Source organism: Bradyrhizobium sp. RDI18 (assembly GCF_043203335.1).
Taxonomy (GTDB): Bacteria; Pseudomonadota; Alphaproteobacteria; order Rhizobiales; family Xanthobacteraceae; genus Bradyrhizobium; species Bradyrhizobium retamae.
Genome location: NZ_JBICRN010000008.1, coordinates 4,176,620 through 4,195,631, shown reverse-complemented (window position 1 = coordinate 4,195,631; position 19,012 = coordinate 4,176,620). Strand labels below are relative to the sequence as shown.

23 protein-coding genes and 1 pseudogene are annotated in these 19,012 nt (G+C 63.3%); 18 read left to right on the top strand and 6 right to left on the bottom strand.

Annotated features, from left to right (window positions below):
* Positions 1–17: 17 nt before the first annotated feature.
* A complete protein-coding gene (locus ACFXS9_RS29330) occupies positions 18–557 on the bottom strand; it encodes a GNAT family N-acetyltransferase (RefSeq protein ID WP_392694858.1) in 540 nt (179 codons plus the stop codon).
* A 179-nt stretch (positions 558–736) separates the two neighbouring features.
* On the opposite strand from ACFXS9_RS29330, the gene ACFXS9_RS29325 reads away from it, so the two are divergent.
* From ACFXS9_RS29325 to ACFXS9_RS29280, 10 genes are all read left to right on the top strand, one after another.
* The gene (locus tag ACFXS9_RS29325) at positions 737–1,339 is read left to right on the top strand and encodes a superoxide dismutase (RefSeq protein ID WP_065743750.1); all 603 of its coding nucleotides are present in this window, start codon (positions 737–739) and stop codon (positions 1,337–1,339) included.
* A 204-nt stretch (positions 1,340–1,543) separates the two neighbouring features.
* Positions 1,544–1,930 (top strand): fluoride efflux transporter CrcB, encoded by a 387-nt coding sequence (gene crcB, locus ACFXS9_RS29320; protein ID WP_392694855.1) that lies wholly within the window; start codon positions 1,544–1,546, stop codon positions 1,928–1,930.
* A gap of 147 nt (positions 1,931–2,077) precedes the next feature.
* Entirely contained in the window at positions 2,078–2,671 is a 594-nt protein-coding gene (locus ACFXS9_RS29315; protein ID WP_392694853.1) for a permease, read from the top strand.
* Positions 2,672–2,730: 59 nt separating this feature from the next.
* On the top strand, positions 2,731–3,171 hold the full coding sequence (locus ACFXS9_RS29310; RefSeq protein ID WP_065743836.1) for a hypothetical protein: 441 nt from the start codon (positions 2,731–2,733) through the stop codon (positions 3,169–3,171).
* Positions 3,172–3,318: 147 nt separating this feature from the next.
* Positions 3,319–3,504: a hypothetical protein gene (locus ACFXS9_RS29305; protein WP_392694850.1), complete on the top strand. Its 186-nt coding sequence runs from the start codon at positions 3,319–3,321 to the stop codon at positions 3,502–3,504.
* A gap of 2 nt (positions 3,505–3,506) precedes the next feature.
* Positions 3,507–4,262: a metal ABC transporter ATP-binding protein gene (locus tag ACFXS9_RS29300; RefSeq protein WP_392694847.1), complete on the top strand. Its 756-nt coding sequence runs from the start codon at positions 3,507–3,509 to the stop codon at positions 4,260–4,262.
* On the top strand, positions 4,262–5,131 hold the full coding sequence (locus tag ACFXS9_RS29295) for a metal ABC transporter permease (protein WP_213289001.1): 870 nt from the start codon (positions 4,262–4,264) through the stop codon (positions 5,129–5,131). The genes ACFXS9_RS29300 and ACFXS9_RS29295 overlap by 1 nt, the downstream gene beginning before the upstream one ends.
* A 2-nt stretch (positions 5,132–5,133) precedes the next feature.
* Entirely contained in the window at positions 5,134–6,003 is an 870-nt protein-coding gene (locus ACFXS9_RS29290) for a metal ABC transporter substrate-binding protein (RefSeq protein WP_392694844.1), read from the top strand.
* 54 nt (positions 6,004–6,057) lie between these two features.
* Entirely contained in the window at positions 6,058–7,110 is a 1,053-nt protein-coding gene (locus tag ACFXS9_RS29285; RefSeq protein ID WP_392694841.1) for a CobW family GTP-binding protein, read from the top strand.
* Positions 7,111–7,120: 10 nt separating this feature from the next.
* Positions 7,121–8,125, top strand: coding sequence for a WD40 repeat domain-containing protein (locus ACFXS9_RS29280; protein ID WP_392694838.1), 1,005 nt, complete (start codon positions 7,121–7,123; stop codon positions 8,123–8,125).
* 166 nt (positions 8,126–8,291) lie between these two features.
* On the opposite strand, the gene ACFXS9_RS29275 is transcribed toward ACFXS9_RS29280, so the two are convergent.
* Positions 8,292–9,182, bottom strand: a complete 891-nt coding sequence (locus ACFXS9_RS29275) for an SDR family NAD(P)-dependent oxidoreductase (RefSeq protein WP_392694835.1) — start codon at positions 9,180–9,182, stop codon at positions 8,292–8,294.
* A 265-nt stretch (positions 9,183–9,447) separates the two neighbouring features.
* On the opposite strand from ACFXS9_RS29275, the gene ACFXS9_RS29270 reads away from it, so the two are divergent.
* The 8 genes and pseudogenes from ACFXS9_RS29270 (at position 9,448) to ACFXS9_RS29235 (ending at position 16,444) form a co-directional block, all read left to right on the top strand.
* Positions 9,448–9,759 (top strand): hypothetical protein, encoded by a 312-nt coding sequence (locus tag ACFXS9_RS29270; RefSeq protein WP_392694832.1) that lies wholly within the window; start codon positions 9,448–9,450, stop codon positions 9,757–9,759.
* Positions 9,760–9,990: 231 nt separating this feature from the next.
* Positions 9,991–10,932 carry a dioxygenase gene (locus ACFXS9_RS29265; protein ID WP_392694829.1) on the top strand — a complete coding sequence of 314 codons (942 nt, stop codon included), beginning with the start codon at positions 9,991–9,993 and terminating at the stop codon, positions 10,930–10,932.
* A 90-nt stretch (positions 10,933–11,022) separates the two neighbouring features.
* Positions 11,023–12,267: an amino acid ABC transporter substrate-binding protein gene (locus ACFXS9_RS29260; RefSeq protein WP_392694826.1), complete on the top strand. Its 1,245-nt coding sequence runs from the start codon at positions 11,023–11,025 to the stop codon at positions 12,265–12,267.
* A 51-nt stretch (positions 12,268–12,318) separates the two neighbouring features.
* Entirely contained in the window at positions 12,319–13,185 is an 867-nt protein-coding gene (locus tag ACFXS9_RS29255) for a branched-chain amino acid ABC transporter permease (RefSeq protein WP_392700075.1), read from the top strand.
* Positions 13,182–14,012 (top strand): annotated as a pseudogene (locus tag ACFXS9_RS29250) (branched-chain amino acid ABC transporter permease); the annotation flags it as partial. The gene ACFXS9_RS29255 and the pseudogene ACFXS9_RS29250, both read left to right, overlap by 4 nt.
* A gap of 130 nt (positions 14,013–14,142) precedes the next feature.
* Entirely contained in the window at positions 14,143–14,877 is a 735-nt protein-coding gene (locus ACFXS9_RS29245; protein ID WP_392694824.1) for an ABC transporter ATP-binding protein, read from the top strand.
* Positions 14,867–15,604 carry an ABC transporter ATP-binding protein gene (locus tag ACFXS9_RS29240; RefSeq protein ID WP_392694822.1) on the top strand — a complete coding sequence of 246 codons (738 nt, stop codon included), beginning with the start codon at positions 14,867–14,869 and terminating at the stop codon, positions 15,602–15,604. The genes ACFXS9_RS29245 and ACFXS9_RS29240 overlap by 11 nt, the downstream gene beginning before the upstream one ends.
* Before the next feature lie 99 nt (positions 15,605–15,703).
* Positions 15,704–16,444 (top strand): acetoacetate decarboxylase, encoded by a 741-nt coding sequence (locus ACFXS9_RS29235; RefSeq protein ID WP_392694819.1) that lies wholly within the window; start codon positions 15,704–15,706, stop codon positions 16,442–16,444.
* Between the two features lie 19 nt (positions 16,445–16,463).
* On the opposite strand, the gene ACFXS9_RS29230 is transcribed toward ACFXS9_RS29235, so the two are convergent.
* From ACFXS9_RS29230 to ACFXS9_RS29215, 4 genes are all read right to left on the bottom strand, one after another.
* The gene (locus ACFXS9_RS29230) at positions 16,464–16,691 is read right to left on the bottom strand and encodes a hypothetical protein (protein WP_392694817.1); all 228 of its coding nucleotides are present in this window, start codon (positions 16,689–16,691) and stop codon (positions 16,464–16,466) included.
* A gap of 204 nt (positions 16,692–16,895) precedes the next feature.
* Entirely contained in the window at positions 16,896–18,326 is a 1,431-nt protein-coding gene (locus ACFXS9_RS29225) for a homospermidine synthase (RefSeq protein WP_392694815.1), read from the bottom strand.
* Positions 18,327–18,366: 40 nt separating this feature from the next.
* Positions 18,367–18,756: a RidA family protein gene (locus tag ACFXS9_RS29220; RefSeq protein WP_392694813.1), complete on the bottom strand. Its 390-nt coding sequence runs from the start codon at positions 18,754–18,756 to the stop codon at positions 18,367–18,369.
* Between the two features lie 97 nt (positions 18,757–18,853).
* A complete protein-coding gene (locus ACFXS9_RS29215) occupies positions 18,854–19,009 on the bottom strand; it encodes a hypothetical protein (RefSeq protein ID WP_392694811.1) in 156 nt (51 codons plus the stop codon).
* Between the last annotated feature and the right edge of the window lie 3 nt (positions 19,010–19,012).

Sequence of the window (19,012 nt, the reverse complement as noted above, 5' to 3'; positions counted from 1 at the left end):
CGCGCCCTGCGCAGGGGTCACCATGGCAGGCCGCATAGGTCGATTATTCCATCGCGTGGCTTGCGCGTGAAATCGAACACGAACGGCGCCATGGCCTCGAAGTGAATTCGTGCCTCCGGCTGCTCGGCATAGACCTCGCCGTTGAACGCATGCCAGCCGCGCGCCTGATAGAACGCTTCATTGTGCGGCTCGCAGAACAACATCGCAAACCGCACCGCTTCGTGATCGCGCAGGGTCCTGATCGCGGCGTTGAGCGCCAGCGTGGCATAGCCGCGTCCCCGGCAATCCTCCCGCGTCGAGACGCCGCCGATGCCGCCGATCTGGACCTTGCGACCGTCCCAGGTCGCGGTGCGGAAATAGATGCCGACATGGCAGGCCAGCCCCGGCCTCTCCGCGTCCTCGGGTGCGTCAATCAGCACGCGCAGGTCGGCATGAGCCCATTTGACGTGACCCCAGGACAATTTTTCGACGACATGGCGCGGCCATACCGCCTGCATCAGCGGTTCGGCGCGCGGCCATGAGGAGTCCCCGTTCAGGACGTCGATCTCGATGCTCATTTCATCACCATACCGCGCCGATGCTTGCGACTGCCATGCCTGTCATACGCTGGACGCGGGACGCGGCGTTACCGGAGGCCTCCCCGTTCTTGCCAAATTGCGGTGTTTATGCGCAATGGAACCTTCTATAAGAGTTCCCGTTAGACCACCACGTCTCCCATCAGCTCGGACATCACCCCATGACCTTCACGCTGCCCAATCTTCCCTATTCCCACGACGCCCTTGCGCCCCACATGTCCAAGGAAACGCTGGAATACCACCACGACAAGCATCACCAGGCTTACGTGACCAACGGAAACAACGCGATCAAGGGGACTGAATTCGAAGGCAAGTCCCTGGAGGAGATCGTCAAGGGTTCGTTCGGCAAGAATCCGGCCGTGTTCAACAATGCCGGCCAGCACTACAACCACCTGCATTTCTGGAACTGGATGAAACCGAATGGCGGCGGCAGCAAGCTGCCGGGCCGCCTGGAGAAGAAGATCACCGAAGACCTCGGCGGCCTCGAGAAGTTCAAGGCCGATTTCGCCGCCGCCGGCGTCGGCCAGTTCGGCTCCGGCTGGTGCTGGCTGTCGGTCAAGAACGGCAAGCTCGAAATCTCCAAGACCGCGAATGGCGAAAGCCCGCTGGTCTACGGCGCGACGCCGATTCTCGGCTGCGACGTCTGGGAGCACTCCTACTACATCGACTATCGCAACCGCCGTCCCGACTATCTCAAGGCGTTCTGCGATAACCTGATCAACTGGGACTACGTCGACGAGCTGTTCGGCAAGGCCGGAGCGTAACGACCAGGCGCGCTAGCGCCGCCGTTTCACCCTCCCCTGGAAGGGGAGGGTCGGTTCGCATGCAGCGAAGCGGAATGCGAACCGGGGCGGGGTGATCTCTCAGCTCGAACACTTTCCGAGTGGATAGACCTTCACCCCACCCCGCCGCTCATTTCATTCGCGTCGACCCTCCCCCTCCAGGGGAGGGTGAACACCGGGGCAATAGTGGGTAACGCGACAAGCTATCTGTTGGTCTTTTTCGGCGGCGGCCTTGGCGCGACGCTGCGTCATTTCATCAATCTCACCTGCGCCCGCTGCCTCGGCACCAGCTTTCCCTGGGGCACCTTCATCATCAACATATCAGGCTCGACCGCGATGGGACTGATCGCGGGTTATCTCGCCTTCAAGGGCGAGGGCTCGCAGCCCTGGCGGCTGTTTTTGATGACCGGCGTCCTCGGCGGCTACACCACGTTCTCGGCCTATTCGCTCGATGCGGCGCTGCTCTACGAGCGCGGCGAGCTTGGGCTCGCGGCGCTTTACGTGATTGGCTCCGTCATGCTTTCGATTGCCGGGCTGTTCGGCGGTCTCGCACTGGTGCGTCAGTTCACCTGAACCAACCGCCATACGAAACGGGCCGCGTGATGTCCTCGCATGGGCGTCCCTGAGAAGCGCATGGGTATCGCGCGAGCTTCCGTTTGCTTCGCCACACGCGCGGGACTAAGCAGGATGGACTAGCTTCACCCGCCAAACCCCACAGCCTTGTCAGAACCTCCGCCAACAGACCCGGCGCCAGCCGACGACGCCGAGCCAAAACCCCGGCGTGCTCGCAAGCCGGTCGGCTGGTCGATGATCGTGATCGGCGTGCTCGTCGCGATCTGCGTTGCGCTGGTGTGGCGGCGCGACGGCATTGACGGCGTGCTCAGTATTTTCACGCACGATCTCCTGCTGTTCGGCGAAATCATCCCGCGCGTGCTGGCCGGCTGCCTGCTCGGCGGATTCATCGCGGAAATTCTGCCGCACGACAAAGTCTCGCGATCGCTCGGCCCGGAATCGGGTCTGAAGGGACTTTTGATCGGAACGGCATTCGGCGCGATCCTGCCGGGCGGCCCGTTCACCGCCTATCCGGTGGCGGCGGTCTTGCTCACCGTCGGCGCCGATTTCGGCGCCACCATCGCCATGGTCGTGAGCTGGATGCTGATCGGCTACGGCCGCGCGGTCGCCTGGGAGCTGCCGATTCTCGGCACCGACTTCACGCTGTGGCGCATCGTGATCTCGCTGCCGATCCCGGTGCTGGCAGGCTGGCTCGGCCGCGTCGTCTTCGTGCGGACGTATCCGAAGGGCGAGCCGTCGTGACGGCGTCTGCGCTGATCATCGACATCACGTTGTGGGGCTCGGTCGCGATTCTCGGCTTCATGGCCTGGCGGCGCGGCCGCGTCGTGCTTGTGTCGTCGGTGCGCGAAGGCTCGATGGACTTCATCAACATCGTGCCGCGCATTGCACTCGGCGTGATCGGCTCGGGTTACATCGCCGCCGTCATTCCGCCCGAAGTCATCACCGGCTGGCTCGGCCCTGACAGCGGCTGGCTCGGCGTGCTGACTGCGGTGATTGCGGGTGCGGCGACGCCCGGAGGCCCGGTGGTCGGCTTTTCGATCGGCGCGGTGGCATTGAAAGTCGGCGGCGGCCCGCCGCAGGTGATCGCCTATGTCGTCGCCTGGGCACTGTTCGCCTTTCAGCGCATGATCCTCTGGGAAATTCCCTTCATGCCGGCCCGCTTCGTCTGGTTTCGCGCCGCGGTCTCGGTGCCGTTTCCGTTTCTGGCGGCCGCGATCGCGATGGTGATCGGGAAGCCGTGAGGGCTTGAACCGGAATCGGGCTCTGGATGCCCATTTCGCGGGACATGACGGGCAGGGGTATTGGAGAATAGCAGGGGCATTGGAGAATATTGGTCCTCGGTCATGCCCCTCGTGGACTCCCGTAATGTTATATTATAACGTCGATCTATGCCTCACACCCACTCCCACGACCACGCGCATCACGCTCACCCCCACAGCCACGGCCCGGCGACGCCGCATCCGGCGCAGGCCGCGCCCTGGTCGATTCTGCGGATGACTGTGTCAGCCCGCCTTGCCGCAGCGCTCGCCGTCAGCGTCGCTCTGTGGGCCGTTGTCCTGGTGGCGATGAGGTGAGCATGACCGCGCAGATAAAGTTTCGAAACGTCACGCTCGGCTACGACCGGCATCCGGCGGTCCATCACCTCAACGGCGAGGTCGCGCCGGGCGCGCTGATGGCGGTGATCGGGCCGAACGGCGCCGGCAAGTCGACGCTGTTCCGGGGAGTGGCCGGCATCCTCAAGCCGCTGTCCGGCGCGATTGGTCTCGGCGGTCTCGATAGCAGGGACATCGCCTATCTGCCGCAGAGCGTCGACATCGACCGCAGCTTTCCGATCTCGGTATTTGATTTCGTCGGCAGCGGGCTGTGGCGTTCGACGGGTCCGTTCGGCGGCGTCGGCAAGGCCGCGCGCGAGAAGATCCTGGCGGCGCTCGCCGCGGTCGGGCTCAACGGTTTCGAAAACCGCGCGATCGGCACGCTGTCCGGCGGGCAGATGCAGCGCATGCTGTTTGCGCGGGTGCTGCTGCAGGATCTGCGCCTCATCGTTTTGGATGAGCCGTTCAACGCCATCGATGCAAAAACCTCGGCGGACCTGATCGCGCTGGTCAGGCGCTGGCATGGCGAGGGGCGCACCGTGCTGGCGGCGCTGCACGACCTCGAGATGGTGCGAAGCCACTTCCCCGAAACCCTGCTGCTGGCGCGCGGGCCGGTTGCGTGGGGACCGACCGCCGAAGTGCTGACACCGGAAAACCTGCTCGTGGCGATGAAGATGTGCGAAGCCTTCGACGACAGCGCCGCAGCTTGCGCCGCCGATATGCCATCACGGGCGGCCTGATGCTGTACGACGCGCTGTTCGCGCCCTTCATCGAATTCGAGTTCATGCGCCGCGCGCTCGCCGCCGTGATCGCGCTTGCGCTAGGCGCCGCGCCGATCGGCGTGTTCCTGATGCTGCGGCGGATGAGCCTGGTCGGTGACGCCATGGCGCATGCGATCCTGCCGGGCGCTGCGATCGGTTTCCTGGTCTCGGGGTTGAATCTATTCGCGATGACGACGGGCGGATTGATCGCGGGCTTCACGGTCGCGCTGCTCGCCGGCCTCGTTGCGCGCAACACCGAGCTGAAGGAAGACGCTTCGCTCGCGACCTTCTATCTGGTGTCGCTGGCGCTTGGCGTTACCATCGTCTCCATCAAGGGCACCAATATCGACTTGCTGCACGTGCTGTTCGGCAACATCCTCGCGATGGACGACCAGACGCTGCTGGTAATCGCCTTCAACGCCACGATTACACTCTTGGTGATGGCGGTAATCTACCGCCCCCTCGTGATCGAATGCGTCGATCCGGTGTTCCTGCGCACCGTCTCTCGCGCCGGCGCGCCCGCGCATCTGGCGTTCCTGGCGCTGGTCGTCATCAACCTGGTCAACGGCTTTCATGCGCTCGGCACCTTGCTCGGCGTCGGCCTGATGATCCTGCCCGCCGGCATCGCCCGGTTCTGGTCGCGCGACATCACCGGCATGATCTGCATCGCGGTGGCGAGCGCGATTGTCTCGGGCTATGCCGGACTGGTGCTGTCGTTTCAGACCAAAATTCCCTCAGGCCCCGCGGTCATCCTGATCGCGGCGGTGCTGTACGTCGCATCGCTGTTGTTCGGCCCTGTCAGCGGTCTGGTCCGGCAGATGTTTCCCGGCCGTCATCTCGAGGCGTAGTCATGATCCGGTACTGGCTTATCGCTCTCGCCATGCTCGCGGTCGCAGGCCCGGCCCGCGCCGAGGATCGCCTCAACGTCGTTGCGAGCTTCTCAATCATCGGCGATTTCGTCCGCCAGGTCGGCGGCGATCGTGTCGAGGTCACGACGCTGGTCGGGCCCGACGGCGATGCGCATGTTTATGTGCCGGCGCCCTCGGATGCCAAACGGGTTGCGGGTGCAAAGCTTGTGTTCGTCAATGGTCTTGGGTTCGAGGGCTGGTTGTCGCGGCTCGTCAAATCCGCCGGCGGAAAGGCGACCGTCGTAACCGCGACTACCGGCATTACGCCGCTCAAGCTCGGCTCGGTAGCCGATCCGCATGCCTGGCAATCGGTCGCCAACGCCAAGATCTACGTGGCCAATATCCGCGACGCGCTGGTGGCCGCCGATTCCGCCAGTGCCGAAATCTTCAAGTCCAACGCCGGCGCCTATCTGGCGCAACTCGATGCACTGGATCGCGAAGTGCGCGAGACGGTCGCCAAAATTCCGGAAGGCCGCCGCAAGGTGATCTCGACCCACGGCGCGTTCGGTTACTTCGCCGCTGCCTATGGCATCGAATTCATTGCGCCGGTCGGCGTATCGACCGAATCCGAGGCCAGTGCCCGCGATGTCGCAAAGATCATCACCCAGATCAGGGCGACCAAAATACCGGCAGTTTTTCTCGAAAATATCAGCGATCCCCGCCTGATGAGCCGGATATCGGCCGAGACCGGTGCCAGGGTCGGCGGAACGCTCTATTCCGACAGCTTGACCGGCGAAAAGGGTGATTCTCCCACTTACATTGCGATGGTCAGGCACAATATAAAGGCCCTGACCAGCGCGCTGAGCCCATAGGGCAGGGGCCTCCCTGCTGCCGGTGCGCAAAACCATTTCCGCTCCGGAGCCATTATGTCTGAACTTTCGTCCCAAAAAATTCCAGTGACCGTGCTGACGGGCTATCTCGGCGCCGGCAAGACCACGCTGCTCAACCGCATCCTGTCGGAAAACCACGGCAAGAAGTACGCCGTCATTGTCAACGAGTTCGGCGAGATCGGCATCGACAACGACCTCATCATCGGCGCCGATGAGGAAGTGTTCGAGATGAACAATGGCTGCATCTGCTGCACCGTGCGCGGCGACCTCGTCCGCATCATGGACGGCCTGATGAAGCGCAAGGGCAAGTTCGACGCCATCATCGTCGAGACCACGGGGCTCGCCGATCCGGCACCGGTGGCGCAAACCTTCTTCGTCGACGAAGACGTCCAGAAGAACGCGCGGCTCGATGCGGTCGTCACCGTGGCGGACGCCAAATGGCTGAGCGATCGTCTCAAGGATGCGCCGGAAGCCAAGAACCAGATTGCGTTTGCCGACGTCATCGTGCTGAACAAGACCGATCTCGTCTCCAAACCGGAATTGGCTGAAGTCGAGGCCCGAATTCGCGGCATCAATCCATATGCAAAGCTGCATCGCACCGAGCGATGCAAGGTCGCGCTATCGGACGTGCTGGAGCGCGGCGCGTTCGATCTCGATCGCATTCTGGAGATCGAGCCGGAATTCCTCGACGCCGGCGAGGATCATCACCATCACGATCATGATCACCATCATGGCCATCATCACAACGATCACAGCCACAGCCATGGCGGATTGAAGCACTACCACGACGAGGACATGCAATCGCTGTCGCTGCGGTCGGACAAGCCGCTCGACCCGACCAAATTCATGCCGTGGCTGCAAAACCTCGTCGCCACCGAGGGCCAGAAGATCCTGCGCTCGAAGGGCGTCCTCTCCTTCACCGACGACGACGACCGTTATGTGTTCCAGGGTGTGCACATGATGCTGGAAGGCGATCATCAGCGGAAGTGGAAGGAAGGCGAGCCGCGCGAAAGCCGCGTCGTCTTTATCGGCCGCGAGTTGCCGGAAAAGACGATCCGCGAAGGTTTCGAAAGCTGCATTGCTGCGTGAGACGGAAATCATGTCTTCCGAACAGCTCACCATTGCATCCCTGACCGACCGCGTGAAATCCGTCGCGGTCGGTGCTCCCGTCTCCGCCCTGCATTTCCTCGGCGAGCGCGCCGCCTTCGTCTGTGCCGAGGAAAAAGTCGCAATCGCCGATGCCACCGGAGAAATCTCCCATGTGGTCGTGCACGGCGGCGCCATCCTCTGCACCGCGTCCGATGGCAAGCGTGTCGTCACCGGTGGCGACGACGGTAAGCTCGTTGCATTGAATGCAAAGAGTGAGACGTCGGTGCTTGCGACCGACGCCAAACGGCGCTGGATCGACAATGTCGCGCTGCATTCCGATGGCGCGTTTGCCTGGTCGGCTGGCAAGACGGCGTTCGTCCGCAGCGGCAAGGGCGAGGAAAAGACTTTTGACGCGCCGTCGACCGTCGGCGGCCTCGCCTTCGCGCCAAAGGGCCTGCGCGTGGCGGTCGCCCACTACAATGGCGTGACGCTGTGGTTTCCCAACATGGCGGCGAAGCCGGAATTTTTGGAATGGGCCGGCTCGCATCTCGCCGTCACCTTCAGCCCCGACAACAAATTCCTGGTCACCGCGATGCATGAGCCGGCGCTGCATGGCTGGCGGCTTGCCGATAACAGGCACATGCGGATGAGCGGCTATCCCGGCCGCGTCCGCTCTATGTCGTGGAGCGCGGGCGGCAAGGGGCTCGCCACGTCGGGTGCGGACAGCGTGATCATCTGGCCGTTCGCCAGCAAGGACGGTCCGATGGGCAAGGAGCCTGCGATGCTGGCGCCGCTGCAGGCGCGCGTTTCCATGGTGGCCTGTCATCCGAAGCAGGACATCATGGCCGCAGGCTATAGTGACGGCACCGTGCTGATCGTGCGGCTCGAGGACGGCGCGGAAATTCTGGTGCGCCGCAACGGCAGCGAGCCGGTCTCGGCGCTGGCCTGGAACGCGAAGGGCACGTTGCTGGCCTTCGGCACCGAGGACGGCGACGCCGGGATGCTGGAATTCTAGAAAACGACCGCCTGACACCGGTCCGTGCCCGTTGCGTCACCCGAGCCGAGTTGCATGAGCGGCTGGCCCGACGACATTGCTGAGTAGGAGAGTCGCGAGCACTCGTCGTTTGCCGCTGTAACCACCAATCGACGTCTCATCGTTTCGCCGTTGCAGGTGTCTGTGTCTACGCCCCACTGGGCTCGAACGGACCAGGTTCGGAGAAGCCCTCGATCGATTCGACCTTTGCGTAGTTCTCGGCGATGCTCTCGGGGGTCAGATGTGGATCGTAGAAGCCAGGTCCCATGACGATAGCGATACGTTGAACTGCTCCGGCTCCCACATTGTAGATGCGGTTCGTCTCCGAACAACTATCGCTTGCCAGCCAGACGATCGCTGGCGCAACGGCCTCAACCGGCATGGCGGCTCTTCCATCTGCTTCAGACAAGCGCGATCCTGCGGCCGGGTGCATCCTCGTGTACGCGATTGGCGAAATGGTGTTCACGAGAATCCCGTGCTCAGCGCCTTCTAGTGCAAGAATGCGCATCAATCCGACTACTGCGCACTTGGCCGCCGCATAGGTGGCTTGGCCACGTAGTCCGAACAGCCCGCTGACTGACGTCGTGAGAATGATCTTCCCATAGCGCTGTGCGACCATATACGGCCAGGCAGCCTTCACCGCGTTGACCGGCCCGCCGAGGTGCACGCGCCAATAGTGATCGAAATCGTCAAGGGTGGCGTCCTCGAATAGCTGGCTTCCGAGGATACCAGCGTTGTTCACGAGAAGGTCTATTCTCCCGAAATGCTCGATGGTCGTCGTGATCAGGTCACTGCCACCTTCAGGGGTGGAAACATCGCTGTCGTTCGCGATTGCCTCGCCGCCACGGGACCGAATGAGGTCGGCCACCTGTTCCGCTATCGTGGAGTCCTTCCCGAACCCCGATACGTCGGTCCCCAGGTCGTTAACCACGACCCGGGCACCGCGTTCGGCGAGAAGTTCGACGTGTGCCCGCCCCAGCCCGCGGCCTGCTCCAGTCACAACCGCGACCTTCCCTGCTAACGAAATTCGTTCAGTCATTTCGCTATCCTCTTCCGCGTTTTTTCCTTGGGGCGCCGCCAGTCGCGGCCCGGAGCCTTATGCGTGGCTCTGGCGAAGAAATGGGCGGTAACTCAATCGGAAACACGGCTTAAGATCTGTATCTTCCGAATTCTAGGCGTCCCGGACTGGCTACCAAACAGGTTCCCCGCGGAACTATGCGCCTTGCCGGCCGTTGAGCCCACGAACCATTTGTGGGTCGAACGATATGCCGGCCGATGCCCGTCTACGCAAATACCGAAGGGAAATGCTGGGCGCGTCCACGCTGATCGCGGTCGGGCTAATCATTTCGGCGCTGTCGCTGACCGAGATCGTTGCGCGCGATTCACAGCACGTCGCGCAGGCGACACCGCCGACGCAATCGACGCCCGACGCGGAAACCAAACCGCCTGCGCCGCCCGCGCCGTCCGAACCCGGCACGACCGGGCAAAGGCCATCAGACATTCCGCCGCAGCCGGCCCGTCCAGACCCAGATGCGCAGAAGTCGGGCGCTCAGCCCGCGCTGCCGCCGGCGCCGGCAGAGAAGACCGCGCCGCCGATCCGCGAAAAGGAAAAATGATCCCCCTGCCGTTGCGCCGATTGTGCAATCGCAAAATCGTGGGCTGAGGCCCTGCCGCGCTCGTTTGATGCGCGAATGTGTGGGCCATGTGACCTATTCGCCCGTATCAATTCGCAGGAGAGGGCGCGCGCCTCGCCTTCGAACGCCTTGTGTTGATCCCCAACAAGCGGTTAGGCTTGCTGCAAAACAGCCGGTAGGTCGAATAACGGCCGGCAGCTCAGGGAGTGACGCATGCGTGAGTTAACGCCGGAAACGATCACGGACGCCGTGCTCGACCAGATGGCGACGACGCCAGACCCTCGCCTGAAGGAGATCATGGCGTCGGCGGTAAAACATCTCCATGCCTTCGCCCGCGAGGTCAACCTGACGCCCGCGGAATGGATCAAGGGCATCGAATTCATGACTGCCGCCGGCAAGATGTGTTCGCCGGAACGGCAGGAATTCATCCTGCTGTCCGACACGCTCGGCCTCTCGGCGCTCGTCAACGGACTGCACGACGCGACCGCGCTCGAGGAAGCCACCCACACCAGCCTGCTCGGCCCGTTCTACCGCGAGGCCACGCCGACGCTTGCAGCCGGCAGTTCGATCGCCAAGAACCCGAAGCCCGGCAGCGAGTACGTGTTGTATGGCCGCGTCACCGATGCCGCGGGCAAACCGGTCGCGGGCGCCACCGTCTCGATCTGGCAGACCGGCGCTGATGGCCTCTATGACATCCAGGCCAGCGCGACCTCGGTCGATTACCGCGGTGTGTTCGCCACCGATGCCGATGGCCTCTATGTGCTGCGCACCGTCAAGCCGCTCGGCTATTCGATCCCGATGGATGGCCCGGTCGGCGCGATGGTGAAGGCGCAGGCGCGGCATGGCATGCGGCCGGCACATATTCACTTCCTGGTCGGCGCCTCCGGCTATCGCGAACTGGTCACGGCGCTCTATCTGCGTGACGATCCTCATCTGGCCGATGATGTCGTGTTCGGCTCGTCCGGCGATCTTGCCGTCGACGTCGTGGCCAATGATCCGGACTGCCCGATCAAGGGCATGCCGAGCATCCGCTTCGACATGCGGTTGTCGCGCGAAAGCGCCGCCGACAAGACCAGCGGGCGCGTCGGCGCCGATCCGTCGGCGATCATGAAACAAGCCAAAAGCGAACATGCCCCGGCGGGTGCCGGCGGCTAGCCCGAGACTGACGCGATCCACTTCACCGCAGCCGGGCGAAGATCCGGCGGACGCAGAATGCAATGACATAAACGACATAAGGGGGAATCGATGAAACGCAGAACATTCCTGGGCGGCGCAATGGCCGTCGCGGTGGTAGGGCACGGATCGAGCGCTCTTGCCCAGCAGCCGCCGATCAAGATCGGCATGTCGATGCCGCAGACCGGCGGCCTCGCTGGCGGCGGCAAGGCGTCGTTGCTCGGCATCGAGATCTGGCGCGACGACGTCAATGCCAAGGGTGGGCTGCTCGGCCGCAAGGTCGAACTGGTCGTCTATGACGACAAGTCGAGCGCATCGGAGACGCCCGCGATCTACGCCAAGCTGGTCGATGTCGACAAGGTCGACCTGCTGTTCGCGCCCTATGCGACGGTACCGACCGCGCCGATCATGCCGTTCGTCAAGCAGCGCGGCCTCCTGCTGATGGGAAATTTCTCATTCCAGGTGAACAGCAAGGTCGGTCACGACATGTGGTTCAACAATGCACCCTGGGGGCCGGCCGATAGCTGGGCGGCTTCGTTCCTCGACCTGGCGCAAAAGGCCGGCGGCAAGAACATGGCGCTGTTAACGGCGGATCAGGAATTCGCGCAGAACCTCGCGCTTACCGCGCGGGACGTCGCCAAGAAGCGCAACATGCCGATCGTTTTCGACCAGGTCTACCCGCCGAACACGGTGGAATTTTCGTCCATCATTCGCGCGTTGAAGGCGGCCAAGCCCGACATCGTCTATGTCGCGTCCTATCCGCCGGATTCGGCCGGCATCCTGCGTGCCGTGAACGAGATCGGGATCGGCGACAGCGTCAAGATTTTCGGCGGCGGCATGGTCGGCCTGCAATTTGCCGCTGTGATGTCGAACCTCGGCTCGCTGCTCAACGGCGTCGTGAATTACAATACCTGGCTGCCGGAAAAGAGCATGTATTTTGACGGCACCAAGGAATTTTTCGACAAGTACACCAAGCGCGCCGTCGAGGCCAAGGTCGATCCGCTCGGCTACTATCTGGCGCCGTTCGGCTATGCGATGGGCCAGATGATCGAGGCGGCGGTCGGCGCGACCAAGTCGCTCGACCAGAAGGGCATCGCCAAATACCTGCGCGAGAACGAGCACAAGACCATCGTCGGGCCGATCGCGTTTTCGGCCGATGGCGAGCGCAAGGAAACCGCGACACTGCAGGCCCAGTTCCGCGGCGTAAAGGACAAGGATATCGAACAGTTCCGCTCCTCCGGCAAGCAGGTGATTCTATTTCCTGATAAATTGAAAACCGGAGAGCTCATCGCTCCCTTCGAGGCTGCCCGAAATTAGGCCTCGTGGCTTTTCCGGCTCAGGGCCAAGGGGGGACTTGAATTGTTTTCGATGGACCTGCTGCTTGGAGCAGTAGTGCTCGGCGTGCTGCTCGGCTGTTTCTATGCAGCCGTCAGCGTCGGCCTGTCCGTCTCGTTCGGCTTGCTCGACGTTCCCCACGTCGCGCATCCGGCGTTCCTGGTGCTGGCGTCCTATGGCGTGTACCAGCTCAACGAGAGCTATGACATCGACCCGTTGCTGGCGGGCCTCGCCATCACGCCGCTGTTCTTCGTGTTCGGCCTGCTGGCCTACCGCGTTTATTACGAAACCTTCGAGCGGCGCGGCAGCGATGCCGCCGTCCGCGGCATCGCGTTCTTCTTCGGCATCGCCTTCATCATCGAGGTGCTGATCATCCTGCAATTCGGCGTCGACCAGCGCTCGGTTTCCGCGACCTATATCGGCAAGTCGTGGCGGTTCGGCGAGTTTCGGATACCGATCCGGCAACTGGTGGCGTTCGTAGTGGCGCTGGCGCTGACGGTGCTGCTTGCTGTGTATCTGTCGAAAACCTTCATGGGCCGCGCGATCCGCGCGGTCGCGCAGGACGAGGAGGCGCTGCGGCTGATGGGCGCCAATCCGGTCCGCATCAAGCAATTTGCCTTCGGCATCGCCACCGCCGTGCTCGGCATCGCCGGCGCGCTCCTGATCATCGTGGCGCCGGTCGAGCCGACGCTCGATCGCGCCTATATCGGGCGGACCTTCTGCGTCGTCGTCATGGCCGGGCTCGGCAGCATCAGCGGCACGCTGATTGCCGCCATCATCCTCGGCGTCGCCGAATCCATCGTGCTGACGTTGTTCGGTGCCTCCTGGGCGCCGGCGATCTCGTTCGCAATGCTGCTCGGCGTGCTCGCCGTCCGGCCGCAAGGTCTGCTCGGCCGATGAACAAGCGCAGCCACAGCATCGCATTCTGGGCCGCCGTCGCCGTCTTCCTGGTCGCCGTGCTGTCGATGACGCAGATCGTCCGCAACGAGTATCCGTTTTTTGCCGGCTATGTCATCCTGCAGTTCATCGCGCTTGCGGTTGCCTGGAGCATCCTCGGCGGCTACGCCGGTTACGTCAATTTCGGCACCAACGCCTTTTTCGGCGTCGGGGTCTACACGGCGGTAGCGCTGTTCAAGGCGACAGGCGCGCCGCTCGTGGTGCAGATCGCAGCCGCCGCCGTCGTCGGCATGACGCTCGGTTTTGGCGTTGGCCTTCTCACTTTGCGGATGCGCGGCATCTTCTTCTCGATCGCCACGATTGCGCTAGCGATCATCATCGAGACCTTTGTGATGAACTGGCGGTTCGTCGGCGGCGCGGCCGGCATCCAGATCCAGCGGCCGCCGGTGACGGCGCCGTTCGACAGCTATGTGAAGATGCTGTTTTTCGTGCAGGCCGTCCTGGTCGTCATCGCCATTGCGATCGCGCGCTACGTCCAGAATTCCCGGATCGGCCGCGGCCTGCAGGCGCTCAGGGACGACGAGCTCGCCGCCGAATGCACCGGTGTGCCGACCCTGAAGCTGAAACTGATCGCCTGCATGATCTCGGGCGCGCTGATCTCCGCGGCCGGCGCGCCCGCCGCGATGTACCTGCAATATGCCGATCCATCCTCGGCGTTCAACCTGAGCTACTCGGTCTCGGCGTTGGCAATGGCGTTGATCGGCGGCACCGCGCACTGGATCGGCCCGGTGTTAGGGGCCATCCTGCTCGGCTCGACGCAACAGCTTCTCGCGGTGACCATCTCCTCGGAGGTCAACGTGCTGGTGCTCGGCATCATGCTGGTGCTGTTCGTGGTCGGCGCGCCGAAGGGCATCATCGGGCTGTTGCGGCCGCGCTATCGTCTGCGCGCGGGGGCAAGCAATGAATACAGCAGCCGCCGATGCACCCCTGCTGCAGGTGGGGACTCTGACAAAGACCTTCGGCGGCTTCACCGCGCTCGACAATATCAGCGTCGATATCCGGCAAGGCGAACGGTTCGGCCTGATCGGGCCGAACGGCTCGGGCAAGACGACGCTGATCAACTGCATTTCGGGCGCGCTGCGCCCGCAGGCCGGCAACGTGATTTTTTGCGGCGAGGACATCACCCAATTGCCGCCGCACTTACGCGCGCGCCGCGGCATCGCCCGCAGCTTCCAGATTCCACGGCCGTTCAAGAGCATGACGGTGCTCGAAAACCTCATGGTCGGGCTCGACTTCACCGCCGCCACTTCCAATCTTCCGGAGGAAGAGGCCGCGATGTCGATCCTGACGCGGATGGGGCTTGCCTCGAAGGCGGACGCTCCGAGCGATACGCTGAGCCAGGTCGAACTGCGCAAGATGGAGCTTGCGCGCGCGATGGCGGTGCGGCCGAAGCTTCTGATTTCCGACGAGGCGATGGCCGGGCTGTCGTCTTCCGAGGTCGACGAGGTGCTCGACCTCCTGATCAGCCTTGGCGAGGAAGACATCACCATCATCATGATCGAGCATATCATGCAGGCGGTGATGCGCTTTTCGGAGCGGGTGATGTGTCTCGACGCCGGAAGAATCATCGCGCTCGGCTCGCCCAGCGAGGTGATGGCCAACAAGCGGGTGCAGGAGGCCTATCTTGGCACTTAGCCTTGCCATCGAAGGCCTCGATGCCGGCTACGGGGCCGTCAAGGCGCTGCGCGGCGTCACGCTGCATGTCGAGGCCGGCGAGACGGTGGCGTTGCTCGGCACCAACGGCAACGGCAAGAGCACGCTGATGAAGTGCGTCATGGGCCTGGTGCGCCCGGATAGCGGCCGGCTTGCGCTGTCGATCGACGGCGTGGCGCATGACCTCACAAAGCTCTCGCCCGAGGCGATCGTCGATCTCGGCGTGGCGCTGGTGCCGGAGGGGCGGCGGCTGTTTCCCAAGCTGACGGTGACGGAAAACCTGATGCTCGGCGCATTCAGGAAAATGGCCCGCAACGCCATCCAGCAGAATCTCGCGCTCGTCTTCGACACCTTTCCGGTGCTGAAGGAGCGGCGCAGCCAGCTCGCCGGCACCATGTCCGGCGGACAGCAGCAGATGCTGGCGATTGCGCGCGCGCTGATGTCGTCGCCGCGGCTGCTCTTGATCGACGAGCCGTCGGTCGGGCTGTCGCCGCTACTCGTGTCGCAGACCATTGCCAAGATCGGCGAGCTCAAGCAGCGCGTCGGTCTGACGGTGCTGATGGCGGAGCAGAATTTCAACCAGGCGATCCGGATCGCCGACCGCGGCTACATCATCGTTCACGGCGAGATCGCGGTGGCTGCGCAGTCGGTCGATGAATTGAAGGCCAACGATATCGTCAAGCGGCTCTATCTCGGCGGCGTCGTCTGACTGTTATGACGGCATCGTGACGTTGTGCCGATTCTTCAGCCTCGCTCGCTGTCATCGTCTGCTCCATAATCTCAGTGCAGATGACAAAAGGGGCAAGCGATGAAGATCGATGACGTCAGGCGAACCGCCTATTCGATGCCGCTGACCAACCCGTCGTTCCCGCCGGGACCGTACCGTTTCTTCAACCGCGAATTTTTCGTCATCACCTATCGTACCGACCCTGAGGCGCTTGCCGCCGTGGTGCCCGAGCCGCTCGAAGTCGCGGAGGCCGTCGTCAAATACGAATTCATCCGCATGCCTGACTCGACCGGCTTCGGCGATTACACCGAGACCGGCCAGGTCATCCCGGTTCGTTTCAAGGGCGAGGAGGGCATCTACGTTCATTCGATGTATCTGGACGACGAGGGGCCGATCGCCGGCGGCCGTGAGCTCTGGGGATTTCCCAAGAAACTGGCCTCGCCGAAGCTCGCCGTCGAGAGCGATGTGCTTGTCGGCACGCTGCATTACGGCTCGGTGCTGTGCGCCTCCGCCACCATGGGCTACAAGCACCGCCCGGTCGATCACGACGCGGTGCTCAAGGCGATGAAGGCGCCGAACTTCATGCTCAAGATCATCCCGCATGTCGACGGGAGCCCACGGATTTGCGAGCTGGTGCGCTATTATCTCGAAGACATCACGCTGAAGGAGGCCTGGACCGGCCCCGCGGCGCTCGGCCTTTTCCCGCATGCGCTCGCCGACGTCGCGCGGCTCCCGGTGCGCGAAGTGGTTTCCGCGCTGCATTTCAAGGCCGATCTGACGCTCGGCCTCGGAACGGTCGCGTTCGATTACATGGGGAAGTGAAGGGCGAGCCGCCGCACGATCAGATCGCGCCCCGGAGCGTGCAGGCGGTCGAGCAGGTCGTCACCACGCCGCGCTCGCAGGCGATGCACACCGCGACGCACTGCTTCTTGTCCTTGGGATTGTACTGGCTGTAGAGCTTGCGCGCGCAATTGTCGGTCGAGCCCGTGACGTCAGCATTGCTGCCGCTCTCGGGCGTGCACGACGCCAGTGCCGCCGCCGACAGCACGATGGCAATGATGCTGCGCATGTTGGTCGCTCCAACTGGAGCCGTCGCTCAAAAGCTGCGGCGACGGCCCAAGGGCCCTCGCAGAAATTCACCCTTCAGGATGGCGCGATTGGATTAATCGACTGTTTACACGGCGCCGGGTTTCCGTGCGTAGTTCTACGCCGGTCGAGGCCGTGGAAGAACAATGTGCGCTGCAGCGGGAGCCGCAGCGCCTGTGTTGCGGTGCTACCGCACCAGCACGTTCCTGAACTGCCAGGGATCCGACGTGTCGATATCCTCCGGGAACAGGCCGGGCCGGTCCGACAGCGGCGTCCAGTCGGTGTAAAAGCCTTTCACCGGGCCGAGATACGGCATCTGAATTTCGAGGCAGCGGCGGAAATCCATTTCGTCGGCCTCGACGATCCCGGCGGTGGGATTCTCCAGCGCCCATACCATACCGGCCAGCACCGCCGAGGACACCTGCATGCCGGTCGCGTTCTGGTAGGGCGCGACGAGGCGGGTCTCCTCGATCGAGAGTTGCGAGCCGTACCAATAGGCGTTCTTGCCGTGGCCGTAGAGCAGCACGCCGAGCTCGTCGATGCCGTCGACGACCTCGTGCTCGTCCAGAATGTGCCAGCTCGGCTGCATCTTGCCGGTCGCGCCGAAAATCTCGTGCAGCGACAGCACGGCGTCGTTGGCTGGGTGGTAGGCGTAGTGGCAGGTCGGGCGATAGATCACCTCGTTGCCATCGCGTAGCGTGAAATAGTCCGCAATCGAGATCGACTCGTTGTGGGTGACGAGGAAGCCGTATTGCGGCCCCGGCGTCGGGCACCATGAACGCACGCGGGTGTTGGCGCCCGGCTGCAGCAGATAGATCGCCGCACCGCAGCCTTCGGTATGCTGGCGGCCGTTATCCGGCATCCATTTTTCATGCGTGCCCCAGCCGAGCTCGGCCGGCTGCATGCCCTCGGACACGAACCCTTCCACCGACCAGGTGTTGACGAACACATTCATCGGCTTCGGATTCCTGGAGCGCTGGGTGTCGCGCTCGGCGATGTGGATGCCTTTGACGCCGAGCTTCTGCGCGAGCTGACCCCAACCCTCGCGGCTCTTCGGCTCGTTGAAGGGCGTGTTGGTGTCGCGGGCGATGTCGAGCAGCGCCTGCTTGACGAACCAGGATACCATGCCGGGATTGGCACCGCAGGTGGAGACAGCGGTCGTGCCGCCCGGACTCTTGTGCTTGGCGGCGAGCAAGGTCTCGCGCAGGGCGTAGTTGGAGCGCTTTTCGGGACCGATGTTCTTGTCGAAATAGAAACCCGCCCAGGGCTCCACCACGGTATCGATGTAGAGCGCGCCGATCTCCCGGCACATGGTCATGATGTCGACCGAGGAGGTGTCGACGGACAGGTTGACGCAGAATCCCTGGCCGCCGCCCTCGGTAAGCAGCGGGATCAGGAACTCGCGATAATTGTCGCGGGTCACGGCTTGATTGATGAAGCGCACGCCGTGTTTCTTGGCGAGCTCGCCATCCTCATGCGGATCGATGATGACGAAGCGCGACTTGTCATAGTCGAAATGGCGCTCGATCAAGGGCAGCGTGCCCTTGCCGATCGAACCGAAGCCGATCATCACGATGGGGCCAGTGACTTTCGCGTGAATTTTTGCGAGCGCGTTCATCAGTTCGTCTCCGGAAATAGAATTCGTGGGAATGGAGGGATCAGGCGGTGCGGCGCTTGGCCGTCACTTCGATCTCGATCTTCATCTCGGGCTTGTAGAGCCCGGCGACGACGAGGAGCGTTGTGGCCGGGCGGATCTCGCCAAATACCTCGCCGCAGACCGCAAAGAAGGCGTCCGCATCTGCGAGGTCGGTGATGTAGTAGGTGGCGCGGACAATATCGGCCATCGCGAAGCCGCCCTCTTTCAGGGCGGCCTCGATGGTCCTGAAGCAGTTCCGTGACTGGCTCGTGACATCCGCCGGCATCGTCATGGTGGCGTAGTCGTAGCCGGTGGTGCCGGCGACGAAGGCGAAATCGCCGTCGATGACGGCGCGGCTGTAGCCGGCGGTCTTCTCGAACGGCGAGCCGGTGGAAATCAGGCGGCGGGGCATCGGAACCTCGATCTTGGGAACGATCCTGGGAATGATCCGGCGGCGGGATGGGCGCGGTTTAAGGGCTTTTCCCCGGCGCGCGCAACCCCTGGCGAGGTCACCGTGAGTGCCGGGTGAAGTCGGAGGCCGGCGGCGCGCCGCCGCTCCAGCGACGCACGAGAATGTCCCTGACGATCATGACCGAGATCATGACCAGGAGGACGGTCGTGACGGCGCTGCGCCAGCGCGGGCGCACGGGGAGGTTTGCCGGCATGGC